Annotated in this window: 10 protein-coding genes and 2 pseudogenes; 5 read left to right on the top strand and 7 right to left on the bottom strand. The window is 70.7% G+C overall.

Annotated features, from left to right (window positions below):
- Positions 1-218 precede the first annotated feature (218 nt).
- Together B072_RS0114465 and B072_RS0114460 are read left to right on the top strand one after the other, a co-directional pair.
- Positions 219-911, top strand: a complete 693-nt coding sequence (locus tag B072_RS0114465; protein ID WP_018530669.1) for a hypothetical protein — start codon at positions 219-221, stop codon at positions 909-911.
- 34 nt (positions 912-945) lie between these two features.
- On the top strand, positions 946-1,455 hold the full coding sequence (locus B072_RS0114460; protein WP_018530668.1) for a GNAT family N-acetyltransferase: 510 nt from the start codon (positions 946-948) through the stop codon (positions 1,453-1,455).
- 19 nt (positions 1,456-1,474) lie between these two features.
- Here B072_RS0114460 and B072_RS0114455 read toward each other — a convergent pair whose 3' ends face one another.
- Both B072_RS0114455 and B072_RS0114450 read right to left on the bottom strand, forming a co-directional pair.
- Positions 1,475-3,097 (bottom strand): AMP-binding protein, encoded by a 1,623-nt coding sequence (locus B072_RS0114455; RefSeq protein WP_018530667.1) that lies wholly within the window; start codon positions 3,095-3,097, stop codon positions 1,475-1,477.
- Positions 3,094-4,785, bottom strand: a complete 1,692-nt coding sequence (locus B072_RS0114450; protein WP_018530666.1) for an AMP-binding protein — start codon at positions 4,783-4,785, stop codon at positions 3,094-3,096. Before B072_RS0114450 ends, B072_RS0114455 begins: the two co-directional genes overlap by 4 nt.
- Before the next feature lie 165 nt (positions 4,786-4,950).
- Between B072_RS0114450 and B072_RS0114445 the strand changes: the two genes are divergently transcribed.
- Positions 4,951-5,772 carry a helix-turn-helix transcriptional regulator gene (locus B072_RS0114445; protein ID WP_078506434.1) on the top strand — a complete coding sequence of 274 codons (822 nt, stop codon included), beginning with the start codon at positions 4,951-4,953 and terminating at the stop codon, positions 5,770-5,772.
- A 15-nt stretch (positions 5,773-5,787) separates the two neighbouring features.
- On the opposite strand, the gene dmpI is transcribed toward B072_RS0114445, so the two are convergent.
- Positions 5,788-5,994: a 4-oxalocrotonate tautomerase DmpI gene (gene dmpI / locus B072_RS0114440; protein WP_018530664.1), complete on the bottom strand. Its 207-nt coding sequence runs from the start codon at positions 5,992-5,994 to the stop codon at positions 5,788-5,790.
- 106 nt (positions 5,995-6,100) lie between these two features.
- Positions 6,101-7,000 carry a LysR family transcriptional regulator gene (locus B072_RS0114435; RefSeq protein ID WP_018530663.1) on the bottom strand — a complete coding sequence of 300 codons (900 nt, stop codon included), beginning with the start codon at positions 6,998-7,000 and terminating at the stop codon, positions 6,101-6,103.
- 95 nt (positions 7,001-7,095) lie between these two features.
- Here B072_RS0114435 and B072_RS0114430 point away from each other — a divergent pair, with 95 nt between their 5' ends.
- Positions 7,096-7,758: a LysE family translocator gene (locus tag B072_RS0114430; RefSeq protein WP_018530662.1), complete on the top strand. Its 663-nt coding sequence runs from the start codon at positions 7,096-7,098 to the stop codon at positions 7,756-7,758.
- A 4-nt stretch (positions 7,759-7,762) separates the two neighbouring features.
- Here the strand turns inward: B072_RS0114430 and B072_RS0114425 are convergent, their stop codons facing one another.
- Entirely contained in the window at positions 7,763-8,884 is a 1,122-nt protein-coding gene (locus B072_RS0114425; protein ID WP_018530661.1) for a winged helix DNA-binding domain-containing protein, read from the bottom strand.
- A gap of 108 nt (positions 8,885-8,992) precedes the next feature.
- Here B072_RS0114425 and B072_RS0114420 point away from each other — a divergent pair, with 108 nt between their 5' ends.
- The gene (locus B072_RS0114420; RefSeq protein WP_018530660.1) at positions 8,993-10,132 is read left to right on the top strand and encodes a magnesium and cobalt transport protein CorA; all 1,140 of its coding nucleotides are present in this window, start codon (positions 8,993-8,995) and stop codon (positions 10,130-10,132) included.
- A gap of 307 nt (positions 10,133-10,439) precedes the next feature.
- Here B072_RS0114420 and B072_RS43215 read toward each other — a convergent pair.
- Positions 10,440-11,199, bottom strand: a pseudogene (locus B072_RS43215) (transposase family protein).
- A gap of 220 nt (positions 11,200-11,419) precedes the next feature.
- Positions 11,420-11,836, bottom strand: a pseudogene (locus B072_RS49135) (IS3 family transposase); the annotation flags it as partial.

Here is an 11,836-nt window from a genome sequence, read left to right as displayed (position 1 = left end):
CTTCGGATGTCGGATTCGCGCTCCCGTCGCGCCCCGCGGCGAGCTCTGAATTCCGTGATCGATCTTCGTACAGTTTCCACTACGTTTTCCGCATAGTGGAAACTAGGTTCTGCTATATGGAAGCAATGTAGAGGGGGGTCTTCGCGGCCGTCAAGGTGGATGATGAGACTCACGTCGATCCGAAATCCGCGGCATGCCGGGGCCCCAGGAGGTGTGTCATGGCCGAGCCCGTCCGCGTGCGGTGCCCCGCCTGCTCGCGCGACCACGCGTACGTTCCCCCGGTGTTGCCCTGCGCCTGCGGCGCCCCGGTCTCACCGCCGCTGCTGCCCGGCGCCGCCGCAGAGCCGGTCGACGACCGCACCTGGGACGACGACTGGTGCACCCTGCGCTGCCCGGTGTGCGGTCGCCGCGACCGCTGGCCGCGGCCCGAACTGGGCTGTGACTGCGGCACGGTGCTGCGCATCCCCGTCCAGGACGACCAGGTGCCTTCGCCGCAGCACATACCGCTGCCGCGGACGGCGGCGACGCCGCGCCCCGCGTTCCAGCCCGTCGCCATCCGTACCGCGCGCGACGCGGTGACCGCCGTCGCGCTGTATCTGCGCTGGCTCGGCTACCGGGACGTGCGCCGCGCCGACCAGCGCCCGCCGTCCGGCATCGGGCTCGCGGCCCGCGGCCTCGTGGCCCAGCTGGAGCCGTCGGTGCGGCCCGCGACCGTGCGCGACGTGGAGTGCCTGTGGCTGCAGTCGATGACGGAGTCGGCGACCTGCGTGTACTTCTCGCTCGCCGGATACGTGGACGCGGCCCGCACCCGGGCGGACGAGCTGAACGTGCCCCTGTTCGTGCTCGACCTCGCGGGCGTGCCGCAACCGGTGAACGGACCGGCGGACGAGCTGATCGCGGGCGGCACCTGACCGGGCCGCCGGACCTACCGGCCATACTGACCCGGTGATCATCCGTCCCGCCACCGCGAGCGACCTGACCCGCCTCCAGGAGATCGAGACGGCCGCCGGGGAGATCTTCCGTCCGCTCGGCATGGCCGCGATCGCCGACGACGAGCCGCCGGCCGTCGAGGAACTGGAGCGCTACCGGGCCGCCGGACACGCCTGGGTCGCCGCCGACGACGACGCCGGGCCCGCGCTCGCATACCTGGTGGCGGAAGCCGTCGACGGTGCCTTTCACATCGAGCAGGTCACCGTGCATCCGGACGCCGCCCGGCGAGGAGTGGGTCAGGCCCTGGTCGCGCGCGCCGCCGACTGCGCGCGCGACCAGGGCCTGACCGGTCTCACCCTGACCACGTTCACCGACGTGCCGTGGAACGCCCCGTACTACGAGCGCATCGGATTCCGCCGGCTCACCGAGGTCGAGCTCACGCCCGGCCTGCGCGGGATCCGCGCGGCGGAGGCGGAGCACGGCCTCGACCGGTGGCCCAGGGTGTGCATGCGAAGAGAGCTGTGAGCCCTCTTGTCCGAGATGACTACAACTCCCCGTATCCTTCCCGAAGTTCGACTTTCCGCACCTTCCCGCTGACGGTCATGGGAAACGAGTCGAGGATCCGCAGCCGGCTCGGCACCTTGTAGTGGGCGAGCCGGTCGCGGCAGTACGCCCGCAGCTCGTCGAGAGCGAGGGTGTCGGCGGGATCCCGCAGGATCACGCAGGCGAGGACCTCTTCCCCGTACCTCTCGTGCGGTACGCCCACCACCTGCACGTCGGCGATCTTCGGATGCCCGTAGAGGAACTCCTCGATCTCGCGCGGGTAGATGTTCTCCCCGCCGCGGATGATCATGTCCTTGATGCGGCCGACGATCTGCGCGTACCCGTCCTCGCGCAGCACCGCGAGGTCCCCGGTGTGCATCCACCGTCCGGCGTCGACGACTTCGGCGGTCTTCTCCGGCTCGGCCCAGTAGCCGAGCATCACGCTGTAGCCGCGGGTGCACAGTTCGCCGGGTTCGCCGCGCGGCAGCGTGACGCCGGTGACCGGGTCGACGACCTTGACCTCGATGTGCGGCAGGACGCGGCCGACGGTGCCGGTGCGGCGCTCCAGGTCGTCGTCGCGGCGGGTCTGCAGGGAGACGGGCGAGGTCTCGGTCATGCCGTAGCAGATGGAGACCTCGGCCATGTGCATCTCCGCGACGACCCGCTTCATCACCTCGACGGGACACGGCGAGCCCGCCATGATCCCGGTGCGCAGGCTCGACAGGTCGTACGTGGCGAAGTCGGGCAGGTTCAACTCGGCGATGAACATCGTCGGTACGCCGTACAGCGAGGTGCACCGCTCCTGCTGCACGGCCCGCAGGGTCGCCGCCGGTTCGAACGACGGGGCGGGGATCACGATGCAGGCCGCGTGCGAGGTGGCGCCCAGGTTTCCCATCACCATGCCGAAGCAGTGGTAGAAGGGCACCGGCAGGCACACCCGGTCCTGTTCGCTGTAGCCGACGGTCTCGCCCACCCAGTAGCCGTTGTTGAGGATGTTGTGGTGGGAGAGGGTGGCGCCCTTGGGGAAGCCCGTGGTGCCGGACGTGTACTGAATGTTGATGGGGTCGTCGCAGGACAACTCGGCCTCACGGGCGGCCAGTCGGTCGTACGGCACCGATTCGCCGGCCGCGACGAGCGCGTCCCAGCTGTGGTCGCCGATGAAGACGCGCTCGCGCAGCTCCGGACATTCGGGCGCGACCTGGCGCACCAGTTCGCGGTAGTCGGTGCCCTTGTGCCCGGGCGACGAGACGAGGACGCTGACGCCCGACTGCTTGAGCACGTACCCCAACTCGTGTGCCCGGTAGGCCGGGTTGATGTTCACCATGATCGCGCCGATGCGGGCGGTGGCGTACTGGACGAGCACCCACTCGGGGCAGTTGACCGCCCAGATCCCGACCCGGTCCCCTTTGGCGACGCCGCGCGCGAGCAGGCCGCGTGCCAACTTCTCCACGTAGGCGCCGAATTGGGCGTAGGTCCAGCGGCGTCCGCTCGGCACGTCGACGAGCGCCTCACGGTAGGGCCAGGCGTCGACGGCCCGCTGGAGGTTGGTGCCGATGGTGTCGCCGAGGAGAGGGACCTCGCTGGTCCCGTGCGTGTAGGAAAGATCCGTCGGGGAGCCGGTCACCGGAAGTCCTCCTCGCGGTACTCGGCGGTCGAGCCCTGCGCGGTGGCCTCGCGCAGCTCGATGCGGCGGATCTTGCCGGAGACCGTCTTGGGCAGCTCCCCGAACTCGATGCGGCGCAGGCGCTTGTACGGCGCGAGGACCGCGCGAGAGTGCTCGAAGAGCAACTTGGCGGTGTCCGGGCCCGGTTCGTACCCCTCGGCGAGGACGACGTACGCCTTCGGGACGGCGAGCCGCAGCTCGTCCGGTGCGGGCACGACGGCGGCCTCGGCGACCGCGTCGTGCTCCAGCAGGGCGCTCTCCAGCTCGAAGGGGCTGATCTTGTAGTCGCTCGCCTTGAAGACGTCGTCGGCCCGGCCCACGTACGTCAGGTAGCCGTCGGCGTCCCGGGATCCGATGTCGCCGGTGCGGTAGTAGCCGGCCGCCATCGCCTCGGCGGTGCGCTCCGGGTCGCCGTGGTAGCCGACCATCAGACCGACGGGGTTCGCGGACAGGTCGAGGCTGATCTCGCCCTCCTGCGCGCCCGGTTCACCGGTGACCGGATCGAGGAGGTCGACCTTGTAGCCGGGGCTCGGGCGGCCCATGGATCCGGTCTTGAGGAGCTGGCCCGGGCTGTTGGAGACCTGGACGGCGGTCTCGGTCTGGCCGAAGCCGTCGCGGATGGTGACGCCCCAGGCGCGCTTCACCTGCTCGATGACCTCGGGGTTGAGCGGCTCGCCCGCGGCCACCACTTCCCTCGGCCGGGTGCGGAGTTGGGTCAGGTCGGCCTGGATCAGCATGCGCCACACGGTGGGCGGCGCGCAGAACGAGGTGACGCCCGCGGCGTCCATCGCGGCCATCAGCTTTCCGGCGTCGAAGCGTGTGTAGTTGTAGAGGAAGACGGTCGCCTCGGCGTTCCACGGCGCGAAGAAGTTCGACCAGGCGTGCTTGGCCCAGCCCGGCGAGGAGATGTTCAGGTGGACGTCGCCGGGGCGCAGGCCGATCCAGTACATCGTCGCCAAGTGGCCTACGGGGTAGGAGACATGGGTGTGCTCGACGAGCTTGGGGCGGGCCGTCGTCCCGGACGTGAAGTAGAGGAGCAGCGCGTCGTCGGCGAGGGTGACGCCGTCGGGCTCGAAGTGGGCGTCCGCGCCGAACGCGTCGTCGAAGTCCCGCCATCCGGGGACGGGTTCGGCGCCCACGTCCTTGACGGCGATCCGGGTGTAGTCGCCGGGTACGTCGTCGAACTTGGCCGTGTCGTCGGCGCGCACGATCACATGGGAGGCGTTGCCGCGCTCGATGCGGTCCCGCAGGTCGGCGGGGCCGAGCAGGGTTGTCGCCGGGATGACGACCGCGCGCAGCTTCATCGCGGCGAGCATGGTCATCCACAGTTCCTGCTGGTTGCCGAGCATCAGGAGGATCCGGTCGCCGGCCCGCACGCCCTGGGCGCGCAGCCAGTTCGCGACCTGGCCCGAGCGCACCGACATCTCGCCGTACGAGATGGTGATCTCGCGGCCGTCCTCCTCGACGATGTGCAGGGCGGTGCGCGCGTTGCCCTCGGCGATGACGTCGAACCAGTCGAGCGCCCAGTTGAACCGCTCGGGCCGGGGCCAGACGAAGCCCTCGTAGGCCGTCTCGTAGTCCTGGGCGTGCCGCAGCAGGAAGTCACGGGCCGTGCGGAACTGCTGCGTGGGGCCGTTCGCCGTCGTCATGGGTGCTCCTGTGTCCCGAGGTTCCGCTCCGTCGCGGACCGTGTCATTGCGGACCGTGTCTGTCATCGTGTAGCCGTGACGTGGATCTCACCACCCCCGAACGGGGGTGAACGGAGCACAGCGAGGAGATCGAGGGTGAGCGCGGAGGCCTCCGACGCGGTGGAGATGCGTGCGGCGCTGGCGCGGCTGCGCCGAGGCACCGGCCTTCCGGTCGCGTTCGGCGGCCTGACGGCGGGCGCGGGACAGGTGCGCATCGGCGAGCTGAGCGGGGCCGCCACGCACGCGCTGCGCGGCCTCGCGGTGGCCGCGGGCAACGGGCTCGGCGGCAAGACGCTCTCGCTGGCCAGGGCCTGCGCGGTCACCGATTACCACGGCTCACGGCACATCAGCCACGAGTACGACACGGCCGTCGCGGCCGAGGGCCTGCGCTCGGTGCTCGCGGTGCCCGTCGTCGTACGGCGCCGGGTGCGAGGTGTGCTCTACGGGGCGCTGCGCACCGCACAGCCGCTGGGCGACCGGGTGCTGAACGCGGCGATGGCGGCGGCCCGCGACGTGGAGCAGGCGCTGCTGGTGCGGGACGAGGCGTACTCGCTGCTGACGGCGGCGGCCGCACCCGCGGTCGAGAGCCGCGGAGCGTGGGAGGAGGTCCGGGAGGCGCACGGGGCGTTGCGGGCGCTCGCGCCGAGGATCGTCGACCCGGCGCTGCGGGCGGAGCTGCTCGCGGTGTGCGGCCGGTTGGCGTCGGCCTCGGCGCCCGCACCGTCGCCGTCGCCGGTCGAGCGGGAGACTGCCGTGGCGCTCGCGCCGCGCGAGATCGACGTCCTCGCGTGTGTGGCGTCGGGCTCGACGAACGCGGTGGCGGCGGATCGTCTCGGTCTGCGCCCGGAGACCGTCAAGGGGTATCTGCGGTCCGCCATGCGGAAGCTGGGGGCGCACACGCGGGGCGCAGCGGTGGTGGAGGCGCGGCGGGCGGGGCTGCTGCCGTAGCCCCGCCCTGAGCCCCTACTTCTGCCCCTGCTTCTGCCCCTGCTTGTCCGCGGTGAGGGTGCCCGCCGCGCCCCAGCTGTCGGCGGGGAACTCGTGGATCCAGACCTGGACGGTCTCGGCGGGCAGCTTGTACGCGTCGACGAACGCGTCCGTGATCTTCTTGACCAGTTCGCGCTTGGCCTCGACGTCGCGGGGGCCCTGCTGGACGGTGACGATCGGCATGACTGAACTCCCTTGTCCGGAACGGTTTCCGGGTGGCTTCCGGCTTGCGGGTTCAGTTCATCGCGGCGGGCGCCCGCGACCAAGAAGCAGTTCGCGACCGCAGCGATCAGCGATCGAGATCGTTGCCGGTCAGGCACGCTTTCCGGAAGGCGGCGAGGGCGTCGTCCGGTTCCCCTTCCCCGGCGCGGGTCACGAGCGTCGTGGTCAGGGAGAGGCCCGGCGCGCGGAACGGTACGAAGGCGACCCGGGAGGTGTTGAGCGTGCTCGCGTGCGAGGCGTAGACGACCGTCCAGACCGGGGTGGCGCCGGCGCCGATCGTGGCGAGCGTGTCCTGCAGCGTGCCGCAGGTGGGTCCGGGGCACGGCTCGAATCCGGCGTCGTGGCAGGCGCCGACGACGAGGTCGACGAGGGCCGGGTGGTTGCGCCGTTCGGTGAGGCCGAGCGGCAGGGCGGCGAGGTCGGCGACGGCGACGTCCGGTGCGGCGGCGAGCGGGTGCCGGGCCGGCAGGGCGGCCAGCAGCGGCTCCTGCCACACGGGCGCGGCGCGCAGCCCGGGTGCGAGGTCCGGCCCGTCGGCGCCGGTCCGCAGGAACGTCGCGTCGAGCCGCCCCTCCCGTACCTGCTCCAGGCGTTGGCGTGAGGGCGCCGACAGCAGCTCGACGCCGATGTCTGGCCGGAGCGTCGCGTACGCGGCGAGCACCCGGTCCAGGTGCGCGCCGAGGCCGGTGCTGGTGCCGACGCGCAGCGCCGTGCGGCCCGTCACCACCGCCCTGGCCCGCTCGGCGGCGGCGAGCACGGCCCGCGCCTCGGGCAGCAGCCGCTCCCCCGCGCCGGTGAGCCGCACGTGGCGCGGCGAGCGGTCGAACAGGTCGCGGCCCAACTCCTTCTCGAGTCTGCGGATCTGCTGGCTCACCGCCGACTGGACGATGTGCAGCCGCTCGGCGGCCCGGCCGAAGTGGAGTTCCTCGGCGACCGTCACGAAGTAGGCGAGCTGGCGCAGTTCCATGGCTCGATTGTCAGTGCCGTGGTCTTCAATGACGTACGAGGGGGTGATGGGATGGCATCCCTGGACGGCGGGGGAATGTGGGGGGGGGTGGGCACATGGTGTCGACGGACCGGTATCTGGCGTTCGCGGCGATGTCGCTGCTGGTGATCGTGATCCCCGGGCCGAGCGTGCTGTTCGTGATCGGACGGGCGCTGGCGCACGGGCGAAGGACGGCGGTGGCGACGGCGCTGGGCAACGTATTCGGGTCGTATCTGCTGGTGGTGGCGGTGGCGCTGGGCATCGGGGCGCTGGTGGAGCGTTCGGCGACGCTGTTCGTGACCGTGAAGCTGGCGGGCGCGGCCTATCTCGTCCACCTGGGCGTGCAGGCCTTCCGGCACCGGCGCGACATGAAGGTGTCGGACATACAGGGCACGCAGGGCGCACGGGGGCCGGCGGTGTCCGCGCGGAGCACCGGGCGCACGATGCTCGACGGGGCGCTGGTGGGTGTCACCAACCCCAAGGGGATCGTCTTCTTCGCCGCCGTGCTGCCGCAGTTCGTGAACCACGACGCGGGTCACGTCCCGCTCCAGATGCTGATGTTGGGCCTGATACCGATCTCCATCGGCCTGGTCACGGACACACTGTGGGGGCTGACGGCGTCGGCGGCACGCAACTGGTTCGCGGGCTCGGACCGCCGCCTGTCGATGATCGGCGGCACGGGCGGGTTCGCGCTGATAGGTCTCGGGGTCGCGGTGGCGGCGACGGGCCGGGCGGACTGAGCTCCTACGCGCGTACGGCGCCGAAGTCGACGGTGACCGGCCCGGGTGCCTCCAGGACGGCAGCCGTGCGCTCCGCCTCGGCGACGAGTTCCTCGCGCTGCTCACGGGTGAGCCGGCCGAAGGGTTCCAGCGTGAGGCGGCTCCCGGTCCCCTCCCCCTTCTTCGGTTCCCGGAGCGTCCACAGCCCGGCGAGCATCCCGTCGACGAGGAACGTCAAGTAGGCGGTGTTCACCTGCCAGTTGCGGCCCCGGTCGGCCTCGTGGATCACGCGGGTGCGGTCGGCGTGCGAGAGGAGGAGGTTGTCGAACTCGGCGAGGAGGCGCGGCGGCGCCGGGGTGTCCTCGTCGGGACGCGGGGCGTCGGGCAGGTCGAACAGCTCCACGCCGTGCTCGTCGCGGAACGTCACGAGGCTCGGCCGCAGCCGTTCGAAGGCGTCCTTGGTACGGGTGATCCCGGCCCACTGCTGGAAGTCCTTGACGGAGGCGGGCCCGAAGGCGCCGAGGTAGCGCAGGATCGTGGCGTCGGGCGCCGGGGTGGGTTCGGCGGGCGCGTCCAGCCAGTGCTCGGCCGTGGTCAGCCGCACGCCGCCGCTGCGCCGCCACAGTCCGCGCGGGGTGACCTGGACGAGCGGCAGGGAGCAGCGGGCGGCGATGGTGAGGGCCTGCGGGTCGGCGTCCGGCCACTCGGCGAGGAGCAGCTCGCGCAGCTCCTTCGGCGTGCGCGGCTCCTCCTCCACGGCCGTACGCGTCAGAGCGGCCAGCCGGTCGACGTCGACGCCTTCGAGCCCCTTGCGGAACATGCGCAGCTCCCGCTCCCGGGCGGGCTGCACCAGGGGGCGCAGCGTCATGCAGTCCTCGGCGGTGTGCAGGTGGATGGTGGAGCGCATGGTGACGAGGCGGGCGACGCGCCGGGCCTGCAGGGCGTCGGAGAGGTCGGCGGGCGCGAAGCCGTCGAGCCGGGCGGCGAGCGCGAGGTAGGGCGGGCGGACCTCCTGCGCCTGGAGCCCGACGAGATGGGCCACGGCCTCTTCCACCTGCCCGGCCTTCTTGGGAGCGCGGCGCAGCAGCAGTTGCCGCTCCAGGGTGGCCCGGCCCAGCGCGCGTGCGGTGATCGGCTTCGTCGTCATGGGGCGACGGTAGCCGGGGATGCGGTCAGACACTGTCCGCGATGCCGGTGCCGGGGCGGACGGCTCACGCTGGATACGCTGCCCGGGACCCCGACGAAGGAGGCGGCGATGCCGCGACGGCAGGATGGACGCCGCTACACCTGGCGCCGGGGCGCGGACCCGCGCCCGCCGGCCGGTACGCGCACTCGGCCCGCCGCCGAGCCGGACACCCCGCAGGACGCGTCGCCGGACAGTGTGGTGCACGCGGCGCTCTACCGGGACGGGGTGCGGGTGGCGAGTCCCGCGTCGCTCACGGACACGTACCGCAAACTGCGCGAGAAGCCGCGGACGACGGCGTGGATCGGCCTGGCCCGCCCGACCGAGTCCGAACTCAAGTCGCTGGCCGCCGAGTTCGACCTGCACGAGCTCGCGGTCGAGGACGCGATGGAGGCGCACCAGCGCCCGAAGCTGGAGCGCTACGGGGAGACGCTCTTCGTCGTCCTGCGCGCGGCCCGCTACCTGGACGCCTCCGAGGAGGTCGACTTCGGCGAGTTGCACGTCTTCGTCGGCGCGGACTTCGTGATCACGGTCAGGCACGGCGCGGCCCCGGACCTGTCGGCGGTGCGCCGCCGCATGGAGCAGACCCCCGAACTCCTCAAGCTCGGCCCCGAGGCGATCCTGTACGCGATCCTCGACGCCGTCGTCGACGGCTACGTCCCGGTCGTGGACGGCGTCCAGAACGACATCGACGAGATCGAGACGGAGGTCTTCTCCGGCGCCCCCGAGGTCTCCCGGCGCATCTACGAACTCTCCCGGGAAATGGTCGAGTTCCAGCGCGCCACCCGCCCCCTGGTGGGCATGCTGCACGGCCTGATGGCGGGTTTCGCGAAGTACGGCACCGACGAGGAACTCCAGCGCTACCTCCGCGACGTCGCCGACCACGTCACGCACACCAGCGAACGCGTCGACGGCTTCCGCCAGGCACTCGCCGACATCCTGACGGTGAACGCGACCCTGGTGACACAGCAGCAGAACGCGGAGATGCGGGCCCTCGCGGAGGCGGGGTTCGAGCAGAACGAGGAGATCAAGAAGATTTCAGCCTGGGCCGCAATTCTCTTTGCACCCACACTCGTTGGAACCATCTACGGCATGAACTTCGAGCAGATGCCCGAGTTGAGCTGGAGCCTCGGATACCCCTTCGCAGTCGGCTTGATGGGGGTTGTCTGTACCGGTTTGTATGTTATTTTCAAGCGGCGAGACTGGCTCTAGGGATGGGCCGACCCATTCGCGCCGCGCACATGGTCTGCTTCTGCACCCCCATCACAAACCACGATTTGGGGCTCTGGGGAGCCCCTGGGGAGAAGTGATGCGGGTGATCTCCTCACCCTGCCGTAACTAAGCCTCTGACCTGGCCTTTTGACTGCTTCTCGATGCTGGGGAGAATCCGGGGAGAATCGAATGCCACTCCAAGTCGTCCGACCGGCGCAGCAAACCCTCCCGGCCTCCCTGTTCGCCAGGGTCGGCCGAGCGACTGCCCACACGGAACCTCACTGACAGTGACATCAGTGAGGTGTTTTCATTCTGATGCGGCCGTGAGGTGAAGGGCGAGCACGGCCTTGACGGTCGCGGTGATGCGGTTGGTGCTGCAGCGCAGCTTGCGCAGGAGGCGCCAGCTCTTGAGCGTGGCCATGGCCTGCTCGCCGACGCAGCGGATCTTTGCGTGGGTGGTGTTGTGGCGTCGTTGCCACCGCTTCGGGCGGCGCCCCTTGAACGGGACGCGGACGTTGCGGGCCGCGCCCTGATGCGCCTTAATCGGCCCAGCATTTGAGGCCGGCGTCGGCGAGGGCGTCGATGATGCCGTGCTTGCGGGCCGCCGTCAGGTCGTGGGTGGCGCCGGGCAGTGCGGGCGAGGCCCACAGCAGCCCCCCGAACGTATCGGTCAGCGCCTGCACGTTCATGCCGTGGTGCCGCTTCTTGCCGGTGTAGTAGGGCCGGTCGGCGGCGATCCGGTTGATCGGCAGCACGGTGCCGTCCAGGATCACGTACGCCTTCGAACGGGCCGTCACCATTGCCTCGTCGAGCGTGGGCGCGAGCGCAGCCAGGACGTCGATCGCCTCGCGGACGTAGCGGTAGACGGTGGCGATCCCGATGCCGAACCCGGCCGCGAGTTGCGCGTACGTATCGCCACATCGCAGATGGGCCAGGGCCAGCAGGGCCTGGCGCCGGGGAGTCAGCCGCCGCCGACTGCCTATCTCCCGGCGCCGCGTGGCCATCACCCGGCTCAGGTGACACAGGTGCGCGGTGGACAGATCGATGGCCGACGGGTGGACGAGCACGCGGAGCTCCTGGAACGACGGTTGATCTTGGTCGACAACTCGTCTACCAGGAGCTTCGTCGATCTACAGATCCGTCCAACTCGCGGTCACTCTTGCCAGGTTGGAAGATTCTCACGGAGTGCTAACGAGCGTTGCCGCGGAGGCGGCGCCCAGTAGTTGAGACACCGCCTCGCCCGCGATCAATCTGCTTGAACCTCGAGAAAGTTGTCTAAGGTCGACAGGTCGATATGTGCTCGGCCATGGACCAGCCGACTACCCGCCGCGAATGCATGTCGATGACGGTGGCGAGATACATCCAGTCGTTCCCGACCGGCAGATACGTAATGTCTCCGCACCAGCGCACATCCGTTCTGGGCGCGGTGAAGTCACGCCCCACCAGGTCCGGGGCCTTGGGTGCTCGCGCGTCTTGGACCGTGGTCCGCTTGCCCTTGCGCAAGTGACGGCCGGTCATGCCGCGGCCCGCATCAATCGCGCGACCCGCTTGTGATTCACCACCGGACCTGATTCCCGCAGCTCACGCGTGATCCGGGGAACGCCGTAGGCGCCCTTGGTGGCGGTGTGAATGCTGCGGATCTGCTCGGTCAGCGCCGCCTCGGTCGCTGCTCGGGCCACCCGGGCGGGCTCGGCGGCCCGCCAG

This window comes from Streptomyces sp. HmicA12 (assembly GCF_000373565.1).
Taxonomy (GTDB): domain Bacteria; phylum Actinomycetota; class Actinomycetes; order Streptomycetales; family Streptomycetaceae; genus Streptomyces.
This window is presented reverse-complemented; position numbering and strand designations above follow the sequence as displayed.

Excerpts from the sequence above, each read along its gene's own strand:
- B072_RS0114445 (WP_078506434.1), top strand. The coding sequence starts at position 4,951 with ATGCGTGCGGCGCTGGCGCGGCTGCGCCGAGGCACCGGCCTTCCGGTC.
- B072_RS0114430 (WP_018530662.1), top strand. The coding sequence starts at position 7,096 with ATGGTGTCGACGGACCGGTATCTGGCGTTCGCGGCGATGTCGCTGCTG.
- B072_RS0114450 (WP_018530666.1), bottom strand. The coding sequence starts at position 4,785 with ATGACGACGGCGAACGGCCCCACGCAGCAGTTCCGCACGGCCCGTGAC.
- B072_RS0114420 (WP_018530660.1), top strand. The coding sequence starts at position 8,993 with ATGCCGCGACGGCAGGATGGACGCCGCTACACCTGGCGCCGGGGCGCG.
- B072_RS0114425 (WP_018530661.1), bottom strand. The coding sequence starts at position 8,884 with ATGACGACGAAGCCGATCACCGCACGCGCGCTGGGCCGGGCCACCCTG.
- dmpI (WP_018530664.1), bottom strand. The coding sequence starts at position 5,994 with ATGCCGATCGTCACCGTCCAGCAGGGCCCCCGCGACGTCGAGGCCAAG.
- B072_RS0114435 (WP_018530663.1), bottom strand. The coding sequence starts at position 7,000 with ATGGAACTGCGCCAGCTCGCCTACTTCGTGACGGTCGCCGAGGAACTC.
- B072_RS0114465 (WP_018530669.1), top strand. The coding sequence starts at position 219 with ATGGCCGAGCCCGTCCGCGTGCGGTGCCCCGCCTGCTCGCGCGACCAC.